Below are 21,991 nucleotides of genomic sequence, written 5' to 3' on the forward strand. Positions count from 1 at the left end.
TCATGGCTGCCGCTTCCACCGCGCTGTTGCCCGTCCTCGGCCGCTCGCTGCTGATTCTCACCGTCACCGCCACGCTTGTTTACGCCGCCGCGGCGATCGGATGCAGCCTCGCCCGCCGGGCCTCGGCCGCCTTCAAGCACGCTGTCTGGGGGATCGCGGCCCTCACGGTCCTCGTCTCGCCGATCCTTCTGCCCCCGCTCCAGAGCTGGCTACCACGAGGCGTCGTCTCATCGAGCGCGCTCCCCGCGTCTCTTCGGCCGCGGTCTCTTTCCGGGCCCCCGCCGCACCTCCCGGTCCTGTCGCAGTGGCCGGCGCCGGCCTTAAGCCTGCCGCCGGTCGAAGTCTCTGCTCCTCCGCAGCGGGAGTCGGACTTCGCTCCTCAGGCATCGGTCGCCCCGTTCCCCCGGCGGGTCGATCCCGCGGGGCCGACTTGGTCCCTCCCGATTCCCTGGCGTTCCCTCCTCGTGGGGACGTGGCTCGTGGGACTGCTCGTCCACGGGGTCCTGATGGCGGCCACGGCGCTCCACTTGCGACACTTCGTCCGTCGGTGCCGGCCCACGCGGCACGCGTCCGCGGTCGCGATTCTCCATCAGGCCGAGGGCGCGCTCGGTCTCCCGCGGCAAACGACGCTGCTCGATTCGGACACCGCCACGGTCCCGTTCCTGGCGGGTCTCTTTCATCCGACGATCGTGCTCCCGGCCTCGGCCTCCGGCTGGCCGGCCGATCGACTCCGGTCCGTCCTGACGCACGAGCTCGTCCATGTCCGCCGCCGCGACATCGCCTGGCAGAAGGTCGCCCGGCTGACGGCCGCCCTCGTCTGGTTTCATCCCTTCGCCTGGATCGCTCTCCGCCGCCTCCGCATCGAAGCCGAGTTCGCCACGGACAACGCGGTCCTCGCGGCCGGCCATCCCCCGGTGGACTACGCCGAGCATCTTCTGTCCATCCTCCGCAGCGCCGGCCCGACCCGGCGCCTTCCTCCGACGGTCCTCTCGATGGCCGGCCGTTCGCCCGCCGAGCTGCGGATTCGCGCCATCCTCGACACGACGAAGAACCGGTGTCCGTCGACTCGCCGGCAGCTCGGAGGCCTCCTTGCGTCCGGCATGGTGGCAATAGCCGCGGCTGGCTTCTGCGTCCCCACGACGGGGCAGGAGGCGGCTCCGTCCGCGCCGGGACGGGACGTCGACAAGCAGACTCAAACGAGCCAGACCGATCCCTCGTCTTCCGATCTGCCGACGGTTGCGGCGGCGTCCGATCGCCGGGTGCAAACGGCGCTGCAGACCGTCGACACGATCGACGTCCGCGCCGACCGGACGTTGCTCGAAGCGGTCCGCCAGATCGCGTGGCGGCACGACTTGCCGATCCGGCTCGACGATCAGAGCTTCCGCCGACTCGGGGTCAGCACGTACGACCGTCCGGGCGCGATGTCGCTGGCCGATGTCAGCCTGCGTTCGTCACTCAAGCGGCTCGTCGAGGCCTTGAACGATCGCGCCCTGGCCCCCATCGTCCTCGACCCCAAGGTGAAAGACGGCGCGGTCGAGATCGTCGCCTCGGACGATCCCTACATGCGGTCGCTGGAAGGGGACGCCCGCCAGAACCGGCTGACGGCGATTCAGGGGACCGTCCAGACCGCCGACGGGCGTCCCGCGCCCCGGGCTCGGATCGAGCTGCGGAACTATGCCAGCAGCACCTTTGTCCTGGCAGACGCCGTGGGACGCTTCCGCGTCCCGATCCGCCTTCCGCACCGGAACGGCCTGCTGGTCCTCGCCGAGAACGAGGCCCAGGACGCCGACGCACAGTTGCTTCCAACTCTGGGTGCCGATCAGGACTGTCCGCCACTCGTGCTCACGCTTGAGCCGCGGGTCCGGCTGGAAGTCCTGGCCCGCGATGCCCAGGGAGCCGTGGTGCCGAACGCGCAGGTCTCGGTCGTCTCCGCCAACCGTCCCGCCGTTCACGGCCAGACCGGGAAGGACGGGCGGTTCCTCATGGACCTTCCTCGCCGATTGCCGGTCGACGCCGTGGCCGTGTGGAAAGACGGAACGGGTTTCGACTACCGCCTCTATCGCGAGTATCTGGAGAACCGGCGAACCGAACGCGGAGTCGCTTCGTCGCTGGTTGGAGAGTTGACGTTCGCTCTGACCGGCGCCGGCTCCGTGAAGCTGGCCGTGAAGGACGAAGAGGGCCGCCCGGTCGCGGGGCTCAAGGTCTATCCCAACGCGGTCCAGCGAGCCGATCAGATCGAACAGCTGGCGCTGGGGCTGACGGGGGACTTCGCCCGGACAACGGACGCCGCCGGCGAAGTCGCCTTCCCCTGGATCCCGACCTGGCACCTAAGTCCGATCTGGTTCCGCCACCTCTCGCCGACCTTCGCCTCCCGCCTCATCAGCGTGGACCCGCCGGGAACGGGAGAGCGGAAGACCGAAGTGGTGTTGAGTCGTCGCGTCCAGATCACGGGTCATGTCCGAACCGCCGACGGCAGCCCGGTCCCCGGCGCCCGGGTGGCGAGCATCACCGCAGGATGGGTGGGTTCCCGTGGCGGCGGCGTTGTCTTCGCCGACCACGAAGGGGGCTATTCGATCGGCCTCGATCCCGATTGCCTGGGAATGCTGGTGGCCTTCTCCTCGGACGGCCGGATGGTTTCCCCGGCCCGGGACCACATCAACACCGCGCTTCGGATCGATCAGCAGGCTGTCGATCTGGTGGTCGAGCCCGCACGGCGCGTCCATGGACGAATCCGGCGGCCGGCTGGGCTGTCGTCCAGCTGGTCCGTCTCTCTTCGACAGCGTGGACGGGAGGTCCACGACGTTCCCGGAGTCCTGCTGCCGAACCCGAAGGGGCTGAATTCGCGCATCCAGCCTTACCTGGGACATCAGCCCGCGACTCTCAAGGGCGACGAGTTCGAGTTCTTTGTCGGTCCCGGACAGTTCAGCCTGGAAACCTGGCCGGAAGCGAAGTCACCTCAGCTCGACCGAAGCCGGACGTTCCTGATCGGTGATGAGCCGGAGTTTCACTTCGACGTCGAGTTCCTCGAGCCCGATTCAGCGGAGTTGAAAGGGCGGGTCGTCTCGGAGAACGCGGCCGCCAGCGTCGGTGACGCCCGGATCTTTGCCCGGGACCTGGGGACGAAGAACTTCCACCGGACCGCGACGGCGGACAAGGGAGGAACCTTCCAGATCACCCGCATCCGGCAGCCGACGATGGTGGTCGCCTACTCCGCGGACCGAAAGTTCGGCGGAATGAAGATCGTTGAGGCGGAGGATGACTCCGCCGAGGTCCCGTTGATGCCGATGGCGACCGCCACGGTCCGGCTGGTGGATGCCCAGGGACGGCCGGTCACCAGCAAAGTGACGCTCCGCGGTGACCTGGTCCCGTTCCACAACGGCCGCCAGAGTCTGTGGATCACCGACAACCGGGTAGTCCCCGACGCCGACGGCCGAGTCCGACTGACCGGCCTCATCCTGAACATCCCCTACCGGCTGACGATCGCGGATGACGTGAACCAGAACAACCGGACGCTCAAGGAGACGAGCTTTGCCGAGCCCGGAGAAGTCGACCTCGGTGACTTGAACTTCGAGGCCGGACGATGACTGCTCTGGGGACATTCGCGGCCCGGACGTAGCAAGGACCGCACTTCGGCATGCGCGGCGAAACGGCCAGCATCCCGGAGGCGTAGCAGCCCTTGGCGCTGTACCCGCCCTTCTTCCCCTATAAGGCGGCGCCTGCCGCGCGTCACTCAGGCCTGTCAGTGGTCCCGCGGAAGGGCCCGACGGCCCTGCGGAGCATCATAGTGACCCTCCGCATGGAGCGGGCGATCCGGCCCACGTGCTTTTCCATCCGGGGCCCGGGCTTCGTCCAACGCCGATCGGTCACATGGAAGCGGTCCGGCCGCGGGGAGCCGACAGACCGGTCGCTCGGTCGACGAAGTCGCCAACGTTCGAGAACACGAACTGGACCGTGCCAGCTTCAGCATGGTGGCCGGAATTCGAAGACCGCCAAGGATTTCGCGGAGCCGGAACGGAGAGCCCTGCCTGTGGAGGGGACGCCATAGGCCCGGAGTCCCGCAGCTTGCAGCGGCTGGCGCGCGAAGAACTCAGGAACCTGCGTATCGGTTAGCGAGCGAAGAAACTCTGCAGGTGTAGCGAATCGCAGCGGAGCATCAGGGTAATTCCGGACCCTCAAACGTCGGTCGTCGGGATTGTGCAGGGCAGCGACCGGGTGGCGGCGTCAGCGGCCACGCCTTCGCCTTCAGGCAAGGTTAGCCGCGGGCTTCTTCGTCTTCTCTCTCGATCCATGGGAGGGACGACTGAATCTGGCCCTTGATCCACATCGCTTCTCCAAGCGTCAGTCCGCTGATCCTCCAGGCCGGTGAGCCGTCGAGGTCCGTGCCGATCAGACCGAAGGCGTTGCGCGGCGCGACATTCCCCAGCAAAGCCTCGCAGAATTTGCTCCACTCTGAGGGTTTGTTATCGACGACGGTCAACCGTCGCGCCAGTGGAAGGAGGAAGGCGTGGGCTCTGCGAAATCCAAAGAGGCGGCTCTCGTATTCCGCCCCGTGCCTGGAGAACCGCCACCGAACGACTCGTAGCGGAGCGGCTGCCTGGGTGAGGAGAAAGACGATCAGCGCCAAACCGAGGCCAATCAACGGAGTGACAAGGAGCAGGAGCTTCCAAGTCGGAGGCTCCGCATCCGTTGCCCGCAGGCTGATGGAGATGGTGCTGGCGACGAGAAGAGTCGAGAGAGCCGAGGCTCCACCCACGTTGACGAGTAGAAGTCGCTTCCTCGAAGCCGGCGGCCAGTTTCCGAAGCCCTCCAGGGCAACGCCCTCCGCTTGTGGGTCGGCCCTCCAACTGGAATCGATCGGGAGCCGGCACTCGCGACAGTCGGCCAGGTTCTCGGGGGGCGGGGCAGGGACCGAGTGCCGCCGCCGCAGTTCGAGCAGTCGCGCATTGAGCCGCCCGACGAGGAGGCCGTTGTCGACGCCATCGATCCGGGGAGTGAACCACAGGTTTTGACCAAGCGCGACGGCTTCCACTCCCGTCGTGCGAATGTTGCTGTTCACCAAGCCGTCGTGGCCACGAAAGTCGATCAGTTCGTCGAGCGGAATCGATCGCGTCTGACTGGCGCCGAGCGTCCTCCAGTGGAGCGTGACGCCGTCCGCAGACAAAAGGTATTCACGGCGTCCGAAGAGCACGTCCCGCGCGAAGGAGGCGACGAGACACCAGAAAGGCAGAACGGCAAGCAGGAACACCGCGGCGAGGAGGTCTTGCTGCTGCACGGCGACCCAAAGCCCCAACGCAAGAACGAAGGACAGGGCGAGAAGGGGAACGCCTGGGATGATGATCCAACCGGGATGCATAAACCGGACGATGCGGATTTCGTCTTCGGTGATCTCCAACCCATCAAACGCCGAGCTGGGAGGGATCTTGGTGGACTTGGGCATTGGACCGATGTCGCCTTGTGGGCGTCGAGAACGTGTCTTTCACAAGTCTTGGAATAGTCCACTTGAGAATCGTCATCGAGCTTCCTCTCGGCGCTCACGTTCGAACTCTGCCTCGAGCCGCTCTCCCTCTTCCACGTCGTCATAGCTCTGGGGGAACCGTCGTTTCATGTCTTCCAGCCCCCCTGTGGCTTGAGCGAGACGGGCTTTCTCTTCTGAGGATTCGCCCCCGTTGGCCCGCTGCATGGCCCGCAGGAATCGAATAGTGGCCCGCTCCTGTGCTGGCGTAAAAGATTTCGGTCTCACGGCCTGCAGGATGAGATCACATGCTGTCCAGTGCTTCTCGTCTTTCAGACGCGTAATGGCGAGATCGCAGAGTTGTTCGTTTGCCGCCAACCTCGCGATCTCGGACAGAACGGCCTCGCGCGGAACGAATCCCAACGGGATGTGGTCCTGGATGGCCAGGAAGTGGGCGTAGGTGAATTCAACCTGCTTGCGTGGCGAGAGGGCGCTGTCGACCACTGAGGTGATTTCCTGCTGCCCCAAGACGGCGATTCGGGCGGCTCGAATCGCGCGGCGTTGGATCGGGTCCGACTCGAGCGAAGCGGCGTTTTCGGTCAGGAATCGCGTCCCCTTGTCTCCGCAGCCAGCGATGAGAAAAGAGTAGAACGACGACAGCTCAGGATCATGCTCCTTGAGCATCCGACTGCAGGCGGTATCGAGGAATCCCTCTGCCTTGAGGTCGAAGACTTCCCGAAGCGAAAGCTGCCGCAAACGGAGATAGACGAGGTCTCCGCAAGCAGTCTCCTGTTCGAGATGATCAAGGTGTCTTCGCAGGACCTCCCGAGCTTGCTTGGGATCGTCCAACTTCAGCAGTTCCGCCCATGCGGCGGCGTCGCCGACCGGGCTCCGAATCCATACCAGGCCGTAGTACTTCGAGCTGAAGCATGTCAGCAGGTCTCCCGGGGCGGCCCCCCGCGGGAGTCTGGCCAGTTCAAACTCGAACGGCTGGTCAGGCTGCAGCTTCGTTTCAGGAACCGCCAGAGCAATGCGGCCTTTCGCGATCTCCGCCGTTTTGTCGATGGCTTCGAGCTTGGCGACGAGTGCCAGTCGGCGATATCCAAGCCGCTTGGATTCGGCGGCCGCGGACCTGCCGAGAAGCGGAGGCAGAATCAGGCCGAGGAGAAGGAACGGGAGAAGGGACCGAAAGCGGGTGGTCGTCATCAATCAAAACTCCCGTTACTCCGCGTGAAGGGGAGGGCCGCGGCAGCAAGAAGCCGGTGGCACCAGCCGATTGAACCCTTTCCAGTTTCTTGCCTCAAGACAATTTTGGCCCCGGGCATTCCCTGCGACAAGCCGCCGTTGATCCTAAAAGGGCCGGTGCCTAGCGGTTCCTGGAGCGTCAGGGATCGCAGTGGAGACCCCGCAGGCTTTGCGAGGAGTCGGAACGGAGAGCCCGGCCCGTTGAGGGGACGACATCGGCCTGGGGAATCGACGTCAAACGCACGTCCGTGATAAAGTTGGTGTGGCGGCTGGTGGCGGAGATTGCTGGATGCGACAGGTCACGATCTTTGAGGACGAGTGGCAGTTGTTGGTCGACTTGGTCGACGGCACGTGGCTCTTTGACGACGTGGAGACCGACGACTTCGCTCGGTGGGCGTCGGCTCGAGATGGCCTGATCGAGTACGGTCTGGCGGTGCGGACAGCGGAGGAGCTTCGCGCAACGGAACTGGGGCATCGTGTCAGGGTGGACGAACCATCGAAAGTGACAGGGGTGAGTCGACTCTGGGTTGAAACCGACGCTCCGAAGCGGCGCCGGCGGTGAACCACCGCGAGGCTCGGATCGCGAGCACTGGAGTCGGAACGGAGAGCCCGGCCCGTTGAGGGGACGCCATAGGCCCGGAGTCACGCAGCTTGCAGCGGCTGGCGTGCGAAGAACTCAGGAACCTGCGTGTCGGCTAGCTTGCGAAGTAACTCTGCAATTGCAGCGAATCGCAGCGGAGCATTGGGGAAAACCCGGATCTTCGGCGGACCGGTCGCCGGAATTGGGCAAGGTAGGACCGGGCGTCAGCCCCGTCCTTCTCCTCTTGGAACGCAACGTCCGGATCGCAGATTGGAGGCACATCTTGACTCCGAAGGGGTGTTCGCTCGTATCGCCCGGATCGGTGGATCCCTGATTCCGGATCCGGCGACGGAGGAAACAGAGCAGGGCGGGGTGGCACCGATGCCGCCGCCCCGAAACGCCCCTTCGCGAGGTGGTTCCACCTCGGGTCGACGTACCAAGTGAGCCGACTGGCCCGGTTGGGCCACAGCCTGCAAAGCTGGAACCAATCGATCGTCCGGCCCGCATGTCAAACGCGGAGTTGTCTACGTAGACTCCGGATTGGGCTGAAAGGCGCGTCGCACACAATGCCTCGCCAAGGGATGGGGGGAATCGACGATGATGTTTCGTGGGGCCAAGTGGACGACCGAGCGGATAATGGCCCGAATGGCAGGGCGAAGGATCAGGTCGCTGGAGCTGTACGACACGGCGGCGGACGACGACCTCCTGAGAGCGCTGGCAGAAGTCGGAAGTCTCACAACGCTGCACGTGTCGAGTTCCCTTATCACCGACGCGGGGGTTGGGGCGCTTGCCAGGAAGTGCGGCTTGCAGAGTCTGTTGATTCGGAAGGCCCCCCTGGTAACCAACAAATCGCTCAGGGACATCTCGGTGTGCTTGTCACTGAAGGAGCTGTTCCTCGGGGGCACTTCCGTCACCGATGAGGGAATCGGCCTCGTTCGCGCGCTGCCGGATCTCTGTTCGTTAGACATCAGTCAAACTCAGATCACAGACAACGGTCTCCGCCGAATTGCGTCGAATCGCATCGAGCTGATCAGCTTCGATGATGTCGCAGTCACCGGCACGGGGTTCTCGACGTGGTCCTTTCCCGAGAAGATGTCGTTCTCTACCAAGAGATCGTCGCTTAACGACGAAGGGTTCGCCGTGGCCTGTCAGGCCTTCCCGGTCCTGTGGAATCTTGTGATGGAATTCACGGACGTGACCACCTCGGGCCTGTCCGCTCTCGCAGGACAGGCGCCAACAATGATCCGCATCAACGGCTCCAAGATCGACCGGCGAGGAGTTCTCTGGCTCATCAAGAATACGGAAGTTGAAAGCATCGAGGTTGATCCCTCTCAGTTCTCAGAATCCGACGCGGCAAGGTACAAGGACTACAACGGGCGCTACCTGAGCATTTGTGTCTACAACGATCATTCGAGTTGATGACCCACCTCCGGTGGTGCCGTTCTATGGGAATCCTCATCGAGCTTGCTCTCGGCGCTCACGTTCGAACTCTGCCTCGAGCCGCTCTCCCTCTTCGACGTCGTCATAGCTCTGGCGGAACCGTCGCTTCATGTCCAATTCTGAGGTCGAATAATGTCCGGCCATGTATCGCGACGAGCTTCGCTCAGGGCCGCCGCAAGTGGTTTCGTGTTGGCCTGTGCGGGGTGTGGGTCGCGGGCTGCGGATCCCGGTGATCGACTTCAGGATGCAATCGCACATTGCACGGGGTCGGTGATTTTCGATGGCGGGGAAGCCGCGTATCAGAAGTCGCTGTCTTCGTTGTCGCCGGAGGAGAGTCACCTGGCCCTCGTCTCGTGGTGTGATACCGAGGTCTGCAATGGAGGATTTCACCAGTTCTTTTTGAACTCAACCGGCATGGTTGCGCCCGAGGCATCGAAGGATTCCAGCGATGTTGCATTTGCGGAAGGTGGAGTGAAATGGACTCTGCACACCTTTTCGGAGGGCAAGCGCACGGCCCGAGTTGAGATCCCGGCCAAGTCTCCCCTCTCCACGGACATCGAAGAAGCGGTGGATCTCGGCAAATCGACGCCTGACGCCGTAAACCACGCTCCGTCAGTCTTGGTCGATTCCGCGCTGATTCGAATCAACTTTTTGGAGGGGAAGACGGTAATTTCCATTCGCAAATCGCCGTCGTCTGTGTGGGAGCAGAGGTCGAGGGAGCCCACTAAATCAGACACACGGCTGCGCGCCATGTTGCTCAGACGTGCAAAGATGAACGAACGAATCTGAAGGTCACGTGGCCACTCAGCGGACCGCGCAAGTTCAGGGAAACCCCGGGCGTTGAAGGGCTGGTCGAATTGATTGCACGGCGGCTCTGGATTGCGGCGCCGGAAGCCGCGTCAGCGGCCCAGCCGTCTCGTTCGGTCGTCTGGAGTGGCAGGGGGAACGCACCTCAAGTGCCGTGCTTCTCGACGAAGATCTGAGCGGCTCGACGCGCTTCCGGGGTTGCGTCATGTCGCTGGATCACTTCTTGGAGCAGGGGCGTCAGCCGAATACTGCCGACCTCCTGCACGCCTGAGTTGAGCATGCGGCCGAGCATCAATACGGGGAACTCACTTGAGGCGCGGCGTACCAGCTTGATCACGTCGCCTTCGTATCTAGGGATTGACTCCAGCCCGTGAACGATGCTCCAGAATACCCCCGCTCCATCGTCGGTCGTGAAGCGTTCGAACACCCGAGCATCACTTTCGTCCCGAGTGACTCGGCCCCGGTCTGGAATAACTCCCTCAGTAGCCCGTCGATGGGAAGCCAGTTCCCGCCGGTCGGCTCGAAGCGCCGGATGTCTTCGATGATGTCTGATGCCGCTCTCGCCATGGCCACCTCTGTGCCCAGGGGGGAGGGTGAGCAAGAGGCCGCCCTGCGGCAAGGGCCAACAGGGCGTCGGCTCCGTTTCTTGCCTCAAGGCAACTTTTGGCCGGCTGTACGTGTGGGGACTCACAGCCCTGGTTGCCGGGCTGGGATCACGTTCGCGCGATACCAATCGAGCAGCAGTGGGGTGAACTTGTCGGCGTCTCGCACGATGAAGTCGCTCATCGGCGACTCAACGTCCGAATGGAAGGGGTGACCCATGTCCCAATACAGAGCCTCCCATCGCGGCTCGTGATCCAAGGTGGCAAACCCGCCTGGAATCGCGGCCATCCACTCATCGAGGGCCTGAACGAGTCGCACTGCCCCAGCTTCGGCGATGTACTTGCGAGTCTTGAGGATCAGCTCGGTCCCAATTTGGGCCCACTCGTTCATGCCCCCGATCTCGACGAGGGCAAACAGGGATCCCATCAGCCAGAGCGGTTCATCGACTGCTGTGCCATCCGGGAGGCTGTGCCAGGCTTTGAAGAACTCGGAGTCGTGATCCAGTCGGGGCCAGTCGAAGTCCATAAGCGTCTCCATCAGGGAAGTGGCCCCGGAGGAAATCCCCAGTATCCCCCCATCTACTCCACAGGTTGCCGCTGAGAATCAACCGTCTTGATTCTGTCGGCACTTGCCGCCATCAGAAGCGTTTGCCCGTAACACTTCATCAGTGCCTCGCAACCTACAGCGAAGGGAGGCCGTCTGACTCACCAGGCGCGATTGGCCCCCACTTCTCCGCCCAGATCATTCTGATGATTCGAACGCGACGGAGCACGTAGACCCTAGTCTGCCCAAGGATCTCGGCGATTGCGATCACCTCGAGTCCCTCGAGCCCCAGGACCGCAACCTCGCGGAGAGTGGGGTCGTCGAGGGCGAGAACTCTCGCTTCGTAGTCGTCCGGCAACCTGCTCATCGCACAGCATCCGCCGCGATTTTCATCGGCACCCACGATTCGGCATTCGCCTGCAGGTACGCCATCACCTTGTCCGCTTGCGGGTCCCCGCCGGGGAACTCGAAGCGGCACACAAAGCCGTCGGCGGTCGTTTCGACCTGGAGCTCATCCTCGATGTTCTAGCCGTCCATCAGCTCAGTCAGCAAGGTGAGCTCTTCTTCGGATGTTGTCTTCGCTGTGATGATCACTCGAACAACCCTGGAGGTGCGTGTCGCCGGAACTCCCTGCCGTAGTGCTTCTGCGTCTCGGCATGGTCAATGGAAATGTGGCCCTCTGTCGCCTTCGTTGCCAGCCTCACGGAGCATCGATTGTTGCGCCACAGGAGGGCCTCGCTCGAGTCTCCCTGGTCCTCGAGCTCGCAGTCAGTTCCGAACTCTGTGTGGCAGAGTTCCAAAACCTGCTGCTGAAACTCCAGCGGGAAGGTCCAACTGACACTCCCCAACGTCTGTCCGGTGAACTGGAACGTGCTTCGACGACTCGGCGCTGGCCCAACCGTGAAGCCGGTATCGAGGACAAGCCAGGTCGCGAAGCTGTCCTTGTTGGGGAACCCCTTGATTCGTGCTGCCGCCTCACCGAGTGCCGCGAGGACTTCCTGCCGCGTCGTCAGCCCTGGAACGAGCTGCTTGTCGAAGTAGTAGAGGTCATCCGGACCGAACATTTCTGATTCCTTATGGTCGCTCTGAACGCTCGGGAGTGTCAGGCAGCCCCACCGTTCTGGTCCGCCGCCTTCCTGTGTTCCTGGCACTGTTTCAGACGCTCCGGATGAATGATTCGAAGGACCGCGATCGGATTCGCGGGCGTGGTCTCAAGGCAAAACTGTGCCCCCTTCTCCCGCCAGACGGTCTTCGGGACGCTGAAAGATTTACCGAAGAAGTGGGCGAGGGCTGGAACGTCCTCCACAGGGAATGTCGCCCAGACCATCGCGAGGATCGACTCCGAGAAGAACAGACCGAGTGTTTGAATGGAGGCGCCGCCGAACAGGCATTTGCCCGGCTCAAAACCGGTTGACCAGACCGAATACTTGTCGTTGCCCTCACGCTTCAGGAGCTTCTGCCCCTGCTCCGAGAGGTAATGCTCGGCCTGTTCGAAGGTTGTCTGACCGGGGGCGAAGGCGAGCGTAGCAGGCATTCGAACTCCTTTCTCCAGCATCGGGACGCCATCGGATACTGCCACGGTTGGGATCATTTTGCGAGCGGTGCTCCCTGGTCATGCCCCGAGCTGGGTTGCGGGATCATCGTGGACGTTCCCCGCGCGGCACGCCCAGCCCCTTCGCGACCTCGACCGCCTCGACCTTGGCAGCGAGCCGCATCACCTCCGCCGCGAACTCGTTGAGCCCCGCTGTTCCCGCCGCCGTCGCCTCTCTCAGCGGATCCTTCTCCGGGAATGCCAGCGCGTCCATCCGCTCCGTCAGCTTCCGGAGATACTCCTTGAGGGCAGCCACGCGATCGTGAACTGCCATGATCTCCTGCGGCGTCAGCCGTTCCGAACGGTTCTTCGCCGGGTCTCCGAGCGACGTCGCCACCGTCTCGTCCTTCTTGAACATCAGGCGGTTGATTGCCTCGTAGTGAGCATAAACCCACAGCCGGTGCGCCGCATCATGAACCTCGGTGACCTTCGGGCGGAGCGGGTCCGCCGGATGGAGCTTCAGCTCGTCCATCTGCCGCACGACCCGGTACAGCGCCCCTTTCATCCGGCCGAACATCTCAGCGAGCGTTTTCCAGTGAGCGTACTTCAGATCTTTGCTATCCACTTGACGCCCCTCCCCGCCGGGAGGGTACACTCAGGTCGGCACGTGGACAAATGAATACTTCCGGACGGTGCCCAGAGTTGCGGAAGGAGATGGTGCTCGTCGCCGACCGGAACTTCTGCACGAGCCGGATCCTGTTCGGAATCGTGCAGCGTTCGGCCTTCTTTGTGATCCGTCAACATGGCTCGAACCTCTCCTGGGAGCGGGAAGGGAAGCGGCGGCGGATCGGCCGGACGGCGACGGGGATGATGTTCGAGCAGACCCTGGACCTGAACTATGAGGGCCAGACGCTGCCGGTCCGGCGGCTGACGATCGAACTGGACGGACCGACGAACCAGGGGGAGAGCGAAGTCCACATCCTGACGAATCTTCCGGCTGAAACAGTCCCGGCCGGCGAGGTGGTGGAGGCATACCGCCTGCGGTGGACGATCGAAGAGGCGTTCCAGTGTCTGACGGAGGTTCTGCGGTGCGAGGTGGAAACGCTGGGCTATCCGCGGGCGGCCCTGTTATCGTTTGCAGTGGCGGTGGTGGCCTGGAACACGTATGCGGTGGTCGCGGGAAGCGACAGACCAGTCGCTCGGCCGAAGAAGGCGCCAAACTTCGAGAACACTCACCGGAACGTGCCAGCTTCCGCAGGGGTGACCGGGATTCGAAGACCGCCAACGTATGCCCGAAGCTGGAACGGAGAGCCCGGCCCGTTGAGCGGACTTCATAGACCCTCGCGTCCAAACGGTCTCGTCGGCGTTAGATTGTTTGCGAGCGAAATCGTTACATCTCAGTTTGATTTCGTAGTCCGATGGCTTCGGTCGGTGTTTCAATGCCGATTGGCCAAGTAGCCAAGACTTCAGGCGAGAACTGGAGTCGCAAGGTTCAGCGATCAGAGGTGCCGACTGATGCGCAGGATCACGTTCTTGGAAGACGAGTGGTGCTGTCTCGTAGCGATACCTCGCCGGCGGATCTTTGCAGAGGATTCGTTCAGCCTTGAGGTCGTTCGATTCCTTGTCGAGAAAGGAGTCGCGGCCGAAGAGGGAGAGCTGCTCGCCCCGACCGACTTGGGCCGCGAGATACTCGCACGAAACCCACCGCCTTCGCCGGTCGGCGCACGGTTGTGGGTAGAACGCTTCTCTGTGGGGTAGAGCATGAGCAGCGACGCGAAGGCATCGTGTTTCTGGTTCCGTGTTGGTACCGTGGTTGTGTTGCGAGTCAGTGAGTTGTGATTCGAGGTGGCCAAATGCCGGGAACAACGGATGGCCATGTCGTGGTGGGGCGTAAAGACCTCTCTTTTTTGCGGTTGGTCAGCGCCAGCAAGTCAGGCAGCTTTCAGGTGATGCCTGGTGTGGTGCCGTTAGAGGTCGCTCGGCTCGTCGAACTCGGCCTGCTGATGCTGATCGGGGGCAGGGCGTGTATCACGGCGCGGGGAATCTGTGCCGTTGAGGCGCGCCCGGTCATGCAGAGCGAGCGAACAGTGACAATCCGTGGTGTGGATCTGTGCTGAGTGCGGGCGGCTGGAGTCTGCGGGGAGACGTTCGTAGGCGCAGCGCCATGCAGGGAGGGGCGGTGGGCAGCCTCCGATGTTGAGGGGAAGCCCTGCCCGTGCCGGCTCGGGTGCACTTCGCGTTGCGCAGGCACGCCGCTTGCTTTCCCGGGCCAATTCTGGCGTGTCTGCCAGATTTGCCCTGGTGAGATTCCCGGGGCGGTGTTCGTTCCGGAGGGAGGATCGTGGAGGGGCAGGAGGGCGCTAGCACGCGCGAGCTGCTTGCGAAGAGTGCGGAGCTCCGGCACAAGTCCGAGGTGTTGCGTGAGTGCTTGCGGGATGGGGAGTCGGAAGCTCAGAACTTGAGGGCCTACGTGCTGTGGTGGAGGCATCGTCAGCGCGCGATGTTTGTTGGCGTCAAAGAGCCAAAGCCCGAGCGGGACGGGAATCCCCCGGCGCAGTGCCAACAGGAAGAGCCGAATGACGGCTCCGCCTGATGCGGCGCGAGGTGTGGGCGATTCGGGCGTGAACAAGTCGACGCGTCGATTTTGGCCGTCGCGTCCCGATCCGGTCTGGCTCACGGTCACCCGCTAGGGAAGATGAACTGCGGAAGCTGAGTCCTGCCGGTCCTTCCTTCCTGCCCGTTTCGGGGTCCGTGGGGTGACCGATGAAGGCTCTTGTTCTGCTGGCAGATGAAGTGGCGCTCCTGAAGTTCGCCGCGAAGCAGGGGGCGCTCCCCCGGACGGGTGGGACAGTCGGCCATGAGATCGCCTGTGACTTCTTCTGCGAGTCCGGCCTGGCGGAACCGAACGACGACCAGCTCCGGCTAACGGGGTTCGGATCACGCCTCGCGCATCGGCTCATCGCGACCGGGGCAGCGGGCACCGTCTCCATTCCGCCGTCGGTCCTCGATGCGCTGGGACCGCAACTTGCATTTGCCCGCCCGTCCCCCCCGGTAACGATCACGTCGGGGGTAAGCCTTTCCTGGCCTGCCGCGGCGTGTTTGGGAATGGCGGCGGACCAGCTCCCCCCGGCGTGGCCGTCTAAACTCTTTCCAAGAACCGGTCGTCAGTCGTCGGTCGGAGGTGTGTGGTGGGAGCGACGGGGAGTTCGGTGGGGCCCGTTCAAAGCCTCAAGATCTCAGAGGATGAGTGGCGGCTGTTGGTGGACCTGATTGCCGGCTTCGATGCCACGCGCTACCACCCCGTCCGACTCGACATGGCCATGCAGGGGCTGATTCAAAGCGGACTGCTCGAAGAGGTGCGGAACGGCACACGGGTCACGAAGCTGGGATACCGGGTGAGGGCGGATGGGCCCCGATACGTCCCCGGAGGTCCGCGGGTCTGGTGCGGCGGCGTCGAACGAGAGGATCCGAGAGAGAAGCCGGGCTCCGATCGCGGTGGCGCCCCCCCGGCCTGACTCGTCTCACAGGCCATGTCGCGGGGAAAGAGCCGCAGTCGCCGCTCAGCTTCGGCGGTTTGAACCTTATCTATTCCTGCCGCTATCTTCCGGTCACAGCGGCGACCCTTTGGGCTTCAGGTACGGGCGTCCTCCAACGCCGGATGCACGACGATTCTCTGGCAGTTCGATTGTCGTTGGGGCACTTTCGGGGTGAGGCTGGATATGGAGCAGGACTCGCTCGGACCGAGAGCACCATCTCGACGGTTTCGGATGCTGGTCTCCGAATACATCACGCTTCGAGAGATCGGCGTCAAGCCGATCGCTGTGCCCCTTGTCGCCCCTTCGGTAGCAGGCGATGTTGAGTTCCTGGTGGCTGCCAAACTCGCCTCTCGAGAAGGAGACACAGTGACGATCACTCCGCGAGGCACGGAGCTGTTGAAGGCGACGCCATACAGCTGGAGCCGGGTGGTGGTCAGTTTCGATGCTAAGGGCTTAAGCTGGTGATTATGCCCGCTCCCGGCACCGCTTGAAGTCTGGGTCTACGCTCCGGAAGTTGCCGTAGAGCCACCGCCGTGCGCCGCCGAGGAGGTCTCCCGCTCGTAACAGATGTAAATGACGTGGTCGACACTACCGTGGGGCTGTCGCGGCGTGGCTTTGTTCGCGGGCACGCACGTTGCAGGTGGCAGTGATATCAATCGGAGGTTGTCCCATGCTGCCGTCAACTGTCGAACGGGTTCCCCAAAACACATCCGAAGCGGTCAATGAACAGATTCGGCGCCGCACTGAGGAGTCCATCGCGAGAACGATCGGTTCTGGGCCAGCGGCCATCGAACGGAGGTTGCGGGAGCTGGATGAGGAATGGGACACAGAGCGGCTTCTGGAAGCGAACGCGTCATCGATCATGCTGGTCGGTCTCGTTCTTGGAACGACTGCCAATCGGAAGTTCCTGTTGCTGCCTGCGGCGGTCGCCGCATTCTTGCTCATGCATGCCCTTCAAGGCTGGTGCCCTCCATTGCCGATGCTTCGCCGGCTTGGTGTCCGCACCCAACCTGAAATTGAATACGAGCGATACTCGTTGAAGGCGTGGCGGGGAGACTTTCGGAGAATGTCCTCAGGTGAGACGAACGTGCCCTCACCAGCGAACTCTGCGACGTGAAGCTGATAGAGCTTACCGGGGCAGACCGTCCGGTTGGCCGAAGTCCGGCGGGCTCCACTTTTCCGCCCAAATCAACCTGATGATTTGAAGGCGGCGACGCACGTAGACTTGGGTGACGCCGAGAATGCCGGCGATGTCGATCACATCGAGCCCCTCTAGACCCAGGATCGCTACTCTCTTCAGCGTCGGATCCTCGAGGACCGCTAGTCTCGCTTCGTAGTCATCCGGAAGCCCGCTCATCTCACACCACTTGCTACGCCTTCATCCGCTCCCACGCCGTGCGTTCGCCTGCCGGTACGCTATCGCCTTGTCCGCCACGGAGCGACTGGTTGCCGTCGCTGCGATGCTCACTTCCGCCGCTTGGGGCGGGTACTCTTCTTCAGTTCTCTCTCGTAAATCTTCAGCGTCGCGTGGTGCCCGATGGCCAGGCTGAATGACTTCTCCGAGGCCGTCGTCAGGTACGCCCAAGAAAAGATGTTCTCCCACCGCCGCCCCTCAGCGTACGTTCCCTCGTGAACGACTTTGCAGTCAGGTCCAAACTGAGATTCGCAGAGGTGGAGTATCGCCGGCTGGAACTCTTTCGCGACGCTCCATTCCACTGAAGCCATCGTCTGATGACCAAACTGCAATTTGAGGGCGTAGCACGGCGAGGTTCCCACCGTCAGTCCGGGGTTGTTGACAAACCAGGACGAAAAGCCCTTTCTCTCTGGACGGTAGCTGACTCGGTCCGCCGCATTCCCGAGAACGGCGAGAGCCTCTGGTCGAGTTGTCTTCCCCGGGATCAGCCGCTCATCGAGATAGTACAGATCGTCGAAGTCGAACATTGCGCCCCGCTGGTGTCCGAAACCTTTTTGGATACTGCCACGCCCCGAATCACTTGGCGAGTCCTGCCGCCCGTTCGTAGCATCGCCTGAAGTCAGGATCTATCGCTGCCGCAGCGAGGTTCCGCCCCTCGGCGGTCGGCCGGTTCCTCCGCAGCAGGACCAGCACGATGTCGCAGATCGCCCGCGGGTATCGTTCGAGCTCGCGCTGAAAGTGCTCCTCGATGGAGTTCAGCCGCTCCGGCCAGCCATACGCTCCGCCGCCGCTCCACGAGTCCATCACGCCAACGGAGTAGAGCAGGCGGTATTGCTCGTCCTGCAGGTGGCCGTGCGAGCCTGGACCGAATACGAACAGCCATGCGGCTCGCCCGGTGCGGTCACCGATCATCCCCCGCCATTCCGCCTCGGTTGATGGAGGATCGCTTCGGAGTTCACCGTAGAGCCAACGGCGGGCGCCACGGGCCAGGTAGTGGAGGTTGTCAAAAGTCAGGAAGGGCATCGCTGGCGGATTTAGAATTCTCACTCTGCAAAATGATCCAGCCGACGGGAACAAGTGAAGCGGACCAGCTCTACACTCGCTTGACCGTCGATCGGACGAAGGACGATAGACACGGCGGCGACACAGAGCCACAAATTGTGGTTTGAGCGTGAGGGAGCCGATTGTCCGAACCCACGACCGCCGCTCGGTTCGTCTAGGACTTCATCGGGCGCGCCCGCAGCTGGGGGACGCCGGAGCATGTCGTCATGCGGGCCCTGCGAGACGCTTTACGCTCTTGCGAAGTCGCGGCCGACTGATTGCGGTACTGCCAGTAGCGGCCCGCACGGCTCGCCAGTCGACCTTCCCTTCGCGACCCTGTCCGAAACCTCGCGATGTCCTGCACGGCCAGCAAGTCGCGTTGCATTCGTGACGTGGCGGGAGCAGACTGCTGAGGGGCCAGACGTCAGCATCAGGGAATGGCAGGGCCCGGCAAAAATCATGGATGCTTCGCGAGGTGGCGCACGTGTCGGGGAAATCCCGACTCTCGTTTCCAGCCCTATTTCTCACCGCCACGGTGATAGCCTCACGTCTGTTGGGGGAAGACCGCACCATCAAGCGGGTCGAGGAGCTACTGATGGCGACGGGCGCTGACAGCCCGCAGAGCAGGCTCGTCACCACTGTTTTTGGAGGCATGAGTGAGTCTGAGCTCGCAGATTTGGTCGTCGCCTCATCCAGCATGTCCATTCGCTTACGGGCCGCAGAGGAACTCGCCCTTCACAGGGGTGATACGCATCCGTGCGACTCCTTCGTGGAATTGGTTGATGCGGCCTTGGGAGTGCCATCGCCGCGGCGATTCAAGTATTCCGTCCTGAATGCGAGGGTGTTCCAAGGTCAAGTTGTTCCGAAGTACGGATATCGTCCGTCCTTCGGAGCTGCTGAGGGGGCCGGATGGAAGATGCAGGTGCCCAATGCTGGCGTTCTAACGGTAAAGATCGGTCCGAACCGCCATGCGATCAAGGTCCCTGACAGCGGCGTTGTGGTGGCGGCCGCAGAGGTCGACAAGGCGATCGTCTGCGTTGTGTTTGACAGGTCTCTGGCTACGGATCCGTTGCTGATGGCAATTACGAAGGAATCCGGCGCTGAGATGTGGCGGTGCCGAGCTCGAGGGGCCGGACACCGAGGGGATCGCGCCCCGATGATCCCGCATCACCTGGAGCTCGTCCAGGACGGAGAACGGGTGTACCTCTACGGCGTCTCTGAAACGAACGTGTACATCGAGTGCTACTCCGTCTCGGAAGGAGCGGTCGTCGGGAGGTATCGAACCCGGATGATGCCGAGCGAGAACGTCGGTCAGTAGCCAGGTCCAACCGCACGCTCGCGGAACGCTTTACGCCCCGGCGCCTGCAAGGCAGACTGACAGGCAGGAGACATTGACCATGCTCATGACGCACGAAGGGAATCGCTCGGCTTGGATCGCCGTGGCTGTCGCGGCGTTGGCGTGCATGGTTGCCTATGCCAGCTGGCGGATTTCCCCACTGAGGCCGATCGATACCTCAGACTCCCCGCCTGCTCGCCCGACGCACACCGACAATCCAAGGCCGACTCTGACTGACTCGTGAAGTGGTGCGGTCGATGGGGCACAGACTGACCAGGATGCGATTGCCGGTCGCGCCCCGCATGGATGCCGGGCGCTTCCTTTACAGCCCAAAACGAAAACACTCGGCTGGAGCGACCCAACCGAGTGCAGGCGCCAGTGGCTGCCGGACCATCTGGCACTTCGAACATCAGCTATGCACGCCACGTGCCGTAGCATGCTAAGCGTCGTGCGGAAGACCCAGAGGTGTATGCCCGAGGGGCAATCGCATTACGCCCGCTCACTACACGTCTTGAAGTGTGGCTCCTGGGCAATCACGGCCCGGATCACTCATCGATCGTCGGTCTGCGATGCGTGCCGGACATCAGACCGGAGACCCTATGATCGGGGGCCTTTCCCGTTGTTCGTCCCGGGTTTTCTCCGATCCGGGTCGGTTCGGCGTCGACAGTAGCATGTCGTCTGTCACGGGGAGCGGACAACATGCGAGAGATCCTGACTTACGCGGTCACCGGCGTCATCACGCTAGCGGCGACGCTCTGGTGGGGCGCAGCTTTCGTAGGGCTGATAGATGTCACGCGGAAGGCCACCAGGGAAGAAGGAACAGTTCCTGGCCCTCTAATCCTGGCCTGGGCGTTCTTGGTGGTGTGCATCGCCCTCGGCCTCCAGCGGGGCTGCGCTCGCTGACCTACGGCTCACTTCTCACCTCGCGGCCGCTGGTGCATACTCTGGGCGGCACAGGCCAAGGACGGCTGGTTGCGGTCCCCGCATGGACCGCGGGACGGTTCTTGTGGAGGTCGTATGGACCCACAATACATCCCTGTCGACGAGCTCGTTCCCGGCAAGTGGTACGCGGTCAAGTACGATCCCTCTCATCTCCCGGATCGCAGGAAGGGAGACGTCGGAGTCTCGACTCTCCTTCGCTTTGCGATTGCGGGTCCATTCGATTCCGAAGCGGCCGCAGCGGGATGGTTCGACGAGCACCAGGAATTCGGCGGCGAACATGCCCACGTCCGGCAGGTGCCGATCGCGAAAGCCTGAGTCCAAAGGTGCCCGGTGACGCGAACGAACAGGGGTTTTGCCGACCTGCCTAAAATCGACCGTGCACCGGGCGCACCGATTTTGGAATCCGCAGTCGGCCGCTTCAAGCGAGGAAAAACCCGGGGACGGGAACGGCCGCGAGTCAATCCAATCTCGCGACTGCTCAACCATCCCCGGGCGGAACACGAAGTAAATGCTCGAGGCAGGACTTGGACTCGGCTAGGAAGTCCTGCTCAACCGCTCCCGGGCTCCATCAGTATCGCTCAGCTGCGGTCCTCCGCAATAAGGAAGGAGGGTGCGCTCGCCCTTTAATGAGGCACGTCACTGGACGACTGACCGCCGGTCATGGGCCGCTGAGCAGCTCCTTCAAGATCTCCCTTACCTCGGCCAGCCCAGCCTTGCTCGGATCGATGGCGTCCGACCGGAAGTAAGGCGTCTTGTCGTCGGGGAGATCTTCCACTGGGAACGCGAAGTCGTTGTCGAAGAGCACTTCGTCGACGCACTCGTCGAGCAGCAGCGCCCAGTCTTCAAAGTTCTCCGAGCTCTGAACCAGCAAGCCCTTTCCTTCGCCGCGAATCGACATGACGACCTTCTGCCGCAGCCTGCGATGCGCGTGCCCCGTTCCGTCCTCCATCTCGATTTCGATCAGGGTGAGGAACTGGTAATAGACTGAGGAGATCGCTCCCTCAATGACTGCAGTCTGCGAAGGAGGCCGGCACTCCACACATCGCAGTGCCGCCGCGGCGTCTGCCAGCTCGCTCAGCTTGTGCTCGGACTGCATGCGACCGAAGTAGGTAATCGCTTCTTCGTGATCTCGGTCGCCTGACTCGATCTCATCCTCAAGGTCTTCCACCGCGGACCGCAGGGCAGTCGAGAACAGCTCCCATTCAAGGTCAGTCAGGACTCGGGTGCCGCGCGGGGTACGCCACATGGTGTGCTGTCTGTCACTGAGAAGCTATGCGGACTCCGCAGCTTGCAACGCGACGACGGCCGGGGAGGTGAAGAGAGGGTGTAAGGCCAAACACAGCTCCGCTCACCATCCCCGGGCAGGACCAGTCTATCAGAGTGGCCGCCACAAGCAGTCCGTGCGGTGCTTTGAAGGTCCCTCATCAAGGTGTTCGTAGCGGACTCCAGGCCTCGACAATGCGACGTTGGTTGAATGAAGATGCGGCCTGACGCTCCTGAGTGCGTCTCCCACAACCCGAT

General features: G+C 62.9%; 24 protein-coding genes. 12 read left to right on the forward strand and 12 right to left on the reverse strand.

What is annotated here, in order from left to right; all coding sequences use genetic code 11:
* Positions 1–2: 2 nt before the first annotated feature.
* Positions 3–3,584: a M56 family metallopeptidase gene (locus VT03_RS01230; RefSeq protein ID WP_197489163.1), complete on the forward strand. Its 3,582-nt coding sequence runs from the start codon at positions 3–5 to the stop codon at positions 3,582–3,584.
* A gap of 668 nt (positions 3,585–4,252) precedes the next feature.
* Here VT03_RS01230 and VT03_RS01235 read toward each other — a convergent pair.
* Complete coding sequence (locus VT03_RS01235) at positions 4,253–5,437, reverse strand: hypothetical protein (RefSeq protein ID WP_075091295.1); 1,185 nt, start codon at positions 5,435–5,437, stop codon at positions 4,253–4,255.
* A gap of 72 nt (positions 5,438–5,509) precedes the next feature.
* On the reverse strand, positions 5,510–6,658 hold the full coding sequence (locus VT03_RS01240) for a hypothetical protein (protein WP_075091296.1): 1,149 nt from the start codon (positions 6,656–6,658) through the stop codon (positions 5,510–5,512).
* Positions 6,659–6,986: 328 nt separating this feature from the next.
* Between VT03_RS01240 and VT03_RS01245 the strand changes: the two genes are divergently transcribed.
* From VT03_RS01245 to VT03_RS01255, 3 genes are all read left to right on the forward strand, one after another.
* Positions 6,987–7,259 carry a hypothetical protein gene (locus VT03_RS01245; RefSeq protein WP_075091297.1) on the forward strand — a complete coding sequence of 91 codons (273 nt, stop codon included), beginning with the start codon at positions 6,987–6,989 and terminating at the stop codon, positions 7,257–7,259.
* Between the two features lie 615 nt (positions 7,260–7,874).
* Entirely contained in the window at positions 7,875–8,696 is an 822-nt protein-coding gene (locus VT03_RS01250; RefSeq protein WP_075091298.1) for a hypothetical protein, read from the forward strand.
* Positions 8,697–8,987: 291 nt separating this feature from the next.
* The gene (locus VT03_RS01255; RefSeq protein ID WP_075091299.1) at positions 8,988–9,506 is read left to right on the forward strand and encodes a DUF4375 domain-containing protein; all 519 of its coding nucleotides are present in this window, start codon (positions 8,988–8,990) and stop codon (positions 9,504–9,506) included.
* A gap of 163 nt (positions 9,507–9,669) precedes the next feature.
* On the opposite strand, the gene VT03_RS01260 is transcribed toward VT03_RS01255, so the two are convergent.
* From VT03_RS01260 to VT03_RS01285, 6 genes are all read right to left on the reverse strand, one after another.
* A complete protein-coding gene (locus VT03_RS01260) occupies positions 9,670–9,951 on the reverse strand; it encodes a hypothetical protein (protein ID WP_075091300.1) in 282 nt (93 codons plus the stop codon).
* Positions 9,952–10,211: 260 nt separating this feature from the next.
* Positions 10,212–10,652, reverse strand: coding sequence for a hypothetical protein (locus tag VT03_RS01265; RefSeq protein WP_156514211.1), 441 nt, complete (start codon positions 10,650–10,652; stop codon positions 10,212–10,214).
* Positions 10,653–10,806: 154 nt separating this feature from the next.
* On the reverse strand, positions 10,807–11,037 hold the full coding sequence (locus VT03_RS01270; protein WP_075091302.1) for a hypothetical protein: 231 nt from the start codon (positions 11,035–11,037) through the stop codon (positions 10,807–10,809).
* A 223-nt stretch (positions 11,038–11,260) separates the two neighbouring features.
* Positions 11,261–11,734 (reverse strand): hypothetical protein, encoded by a 474-nt coding sequence (locus VT03_RS01275; protein ID WP_075091303.1) that lies wholly within the window; start codon positions 11,732–11,734, stop codon positions 11,261–11,263.
* Between the two features lie 38 nt (positions 11,735–11,772).
* Positions 11,773–12,204: a hypothetical protein gene (locus tag VT03_RS01280; RefSeq protein ID WP_075091304.1), complete on the reverse strand. Its 432-nt coding sequence runs from the start codon at positions 12,202–12,204 to the stop codon at positions 11,773–11,775.
* A 103-nt stretch (positions 12,205–12,307) separates the two neighbouring features.
* Positions 12,308–12,826, reverse strand: coding sequence for a hypothetical protein (locus VT03_RS01285; RefSeq protein WP_075091305.1), 519 nt, complete (start codon positions 12,824–12,826; stop codon positions 12,308–12,310).
* Positions 12,827–12,915: 89 nt separating this feature from the next.
* Between VT03_RS01285 and VT03_RS01290 the strand changes: the two genes are divergently transcribed.
* The 6 genes from VT03_RS01290 (at position 12,916) to VT03_RS01320 (ending at position 16,854) form a co-directional block, all read left to right on the forward strand.
* Positions 12,916–13,659 (forward strand): transposase, encoded by a 744-nt coding sequence (locus VT03_RS01290; protein ID WP_197489164.1) that lies wholly within the window; start codon positions 12,916–12,918, stop codon positions 13,657–13,659.
* Between the two features lie 57 nt (positions 13,660–13,716).
* Positions 13,717–13,959, forward strand: a complete 243-nt coding sequence (locus VT03_RS01295; protein WP_075091307.1) for a hypothetical protein — start codon at positions 13,717–13,719, stop codon at positions 13,957–13,959.
* Between the two features lie 95 nt (positions 13,960–14,054).
* Positions 14,055–14,318, forward strand: a complete 264-nt coding sequence (locus VT03_RS01300) for a hypothetical protein (RefSeq protein ID WP_075091308.1) — start codon at positions 14,055–14,057, stop codon at positions 14,316–14,318.
* Positions 14,319–15,458: 1,140 nt separating this feature from the next.
* Complete coding sequence (locus VT03_RS01310) at positions 15,459–15,716, forward strand: hypothetical protein (RefSeq protein ID WP_156514212.1); 258 nt, start codon at positions 15,459–15,461, stop codon at positions 15,714–15,716.
* Positions 15,717–15,968: 252 nt separating this feature from the next.
* Positions 15,969–16,202, forward strand: a complete 234-nt coding sequence (locus tag VT03_RS01315) for a hypothetical protein (protein WP_075091311.1) — start codon at positions 15,969–15,971, stop codon at positions 16,200–16,202.
* A gap of 205 nt (positions 16,203–16,407) precedes the next feature.
* On the forward strand, positions 16,408–16,854 hold the full coding sequence (locus VT03_RS01320; protein WP_075091312.1) for a YgaP-like transmembrane domain: 447 nt from the start codon (positions 16,408–16,410) through the stop codon (positions 16,852–16,854).
* 12 nt (positions 16,855–16,866) lie between these two features.
* Here the strand turns inward: VT03_RS01320 and VT03_RS01325 are convergent, their stop codons facing one another.
* The 3 genes from VT03_RS01325 to VT03_RS01335 all read right to left on the reverse strand — a co-directional run bounded on the left by VT03_RS01325 (position 16,867) and on the right by VT03_RS01335 (position 18,174).
* Positions 16,867–17,094 carry an ECF-type sigma factor gene (locus tag VT03_RS01325; protein WP_075091313.1) on the reverse strand — a complete coding sequence of 76 codons (228 nt, stop codon included), beginning with the start codon at positions 17,092–17,094 and terminating at the stop codon, positions 16,867–16,869.
* Between the two features lie 107 nt (positions 17,095–17,201).
* Entirely contained in the window at positions 17,202–17,678 is a 477-nt protein-coding gene (locus VT03_RS01330) for a hypothetical protein (RefSeq protein ID WP_075091314.1), read from the reverse strand.
* Positions 17,679–17,727: 49 nt separating this feature from the next.
* Positions 17,728–18,174 (reverse strand): hypothetical protein, encoded by a 447-nt coding sequence (locus VT03_RS01335; RefSeq protein WP_075091315.1) that lies wholly within the window; start codon positions 18,172–18,174, stop codon positions 17,728–17,730.
* Positions 18,175–18,655: 481 nt separating this feature from the next.
* On the opposite strand from VT03_RS01335, the gene VT03_RS01340 reads away from it, so the two are divergent.
* The gene (locus VT03_RS01340; protein WP_075091316.1) at positions 18,656–19,510 is read left to right on the forward strand and encodes a hypothetical protein; all 855 of its coding nucleotides are present in this window, start codon (positions 18,656–18,658) and stop codon (positions 19,508–19,510) included.
* Positions 19,511–20,545: 1,035 nt separating this feature from the next.
* Positions 20,546–20,785 carry a hypothetical protein gene (locus VT03_RS01350; protein WP_075091318.1) on the forward strand — a complete coding sequence of 80 codons (240 nt, stop codon included), beginning with the start codon at positions 20,546–20,548 and terminating at the stop codon, positions 20,783–20,785.
* A 343-nt stretch (positions 20,786–21,128) separates the two neighbouring features.
* Here VT03_RS01350 and VT03_RS01355 read toward each other — a convergent pair whose 3' ends face one another.
* Positions 21,129–21,716: a hypothetical protein gene (locus VT03_RS01355; RefSeq protein WP_075091319.1), complete on the reverse strand. Its 588-nt coding sequence runs from the start codon at positions 21,714–21,716 to the stop codon at positions 21,129–21,131.
* Between the last annotated feature and the right edge of the window lie 275 nt (positions 21,717–21,991).

Origin of the sequence: Planctomyces sp. SH-PL14, assembly GCF_001610835.1 — a bacterium.
Taxonomy (GTDB): Bacteria; Planctomycetota; Planctomycetia; order Planctomycetales; family Planctomycetaceae; genus Planctomyces_A.

Excerpts from the sequence above, each read along its gene's own strand:
- VT03_RS01235 (WP_075091295.1), bottom strand. The coding sequence starts at position 5,437 with ATGCCCAAGTCCACCAAGATCCCTCCCAGCTCGGCGTTTGATGGGTTG.
- VT03_RS01290 (WP_197489164.1), top strand. The coding sequence starts at position 12,916 with ATGGTGCTCGTCGCCGACCGGAACTTCTGCACGAGCCGGATCCTGTTC.
- VT03_RS01270 (WP_075091302.1), bottom strand. The coding sequence starts at position 11,037 with ATGAGCAGGTTGCCGGACGACTACGAAGCGAGAGTTCTCGCCCTCGAC.
- VT03_RS01240 (WP_075091296.1), bottom strand. The coding sequence starts at position 6,658 with ATGACGACCACCCGCTTTCGGTCCCTTCTCCCGTTCCTTCTCCTCGGC.
- VT03_RS01250 (WP_075091298.1), top strand. The coding sequence starts at position 7,875 with ATGATGTTTCGTGGGGCCAAGTGGACGACCGAGCGGATAATGGCCCGA.
- VT03_RS01265 (WP_156514211.1), bottom strand. The coding sequence starts at position 10,652 with ATGGACTTCGACTGGCCCCGACTGGATCACGACTCCGAGTTCTTCAAA.
- VT03_RS01230 (WP_197489163.1), top strand. The coding sequence starts at position 3 with ATGGCTGCCGCTTCCACCGCGCTGTTGCCCGTCCTCGGCCGCTCGCTG.
- VT03_RS01245 (WP_075091297.1), top strand. The coding sequence starts at position 6,987 with ATGCGACAGGTCACGATCTTTGAGGACGAGTGGCAGTTGTTGGTCGAC.
- VT03_RS01320 (WP_075091312.1), top strand. The coding sequence starts at position 16,408 with ATGCTGCCGTCAACTGTCGAACGGGTTCCCCAAAACACATCCGAAGCG.
- VT03_RS01330 (WP_075091314.1), bottom strand. The coding sequence starts at position 17,678 with ATGTTCGACTTCGACGATCTGTACTATCTCGATGAGCGGCTGATCCCG.
- VT03_RS01280 (WP_075091304.1), bottom strand. The coding sequence starts at position 12,204 with ATGCCTGCTACGCTCGCCTTCGCCCCCGGTCAGACAACCTTCGAACAG.
- VT03_RS01275 (WP_075091303.1), bottom strand. The coding sequence starts at position 11,734 with ATGTTCGGTCCGGATGACCTCTACTACTTCGACAAGCAGCTCGTTCCA.
- VT03_RS01335 (WP_075091315.1), bottom strand. The coding sequence starts at position 18,174 with ATGCCCTTCCTGACTTTTGACAACCTCCACTACCTGGCCCGTGGCGCC.
- VT03_RS01350 (WP_075091318.1), top strand. The coding sequence starts at position 20,546 with ATGGACCCACAATACATCCCTGTCGACGAGCTCGTTCCCGGCAAGTGG.
- VT03_RS01325 (WP_075091313.1), bottom strand. The coding sequence starts at position 17,094 with ATGAGCGGGCTTCCGGATGACTACGAAGCGAGACTAGCGGTCCTCGAG.
- VT03_RS01295 (WP_075091307.1), top strand. The coding sequence starts at position 13,717 with ATGCGCAGGATCACGTTCTTGGAAGACGAGTGGTGCTGTCTCGTAGCG.
- VT03_RS01355 (WP_075091319.1), bottom strand. The coding sequence starts at position 21,716 with ATGTGGCGTACCCCGCGCGGCACCCGAGTCCTGACTGACCTTGAATGG.
- VT03_RS01340 (WP_075091316.1), top strand. The coding sequence starts at position 18,656 with ATGCTTCGCGAGGTGGCGCACGTGTCGGGGAAATCCCGACTCTCGTTT.
- VT03_RS01315 (WP_075091311.1), top strand. The coding sequence starts at position 15,969 with ATGCTGGTCTCCGAATACATCACGCTTCGAGAGATCGGCGTCAAGCCG.
- VT03_RS01300 (WP_075091308.1), top strand. The coding sequence starts at position 14,055 with ATGCCGGGAACAACGGATGGCCATGTCGTGGTGGGGCGTAAAGACCTC.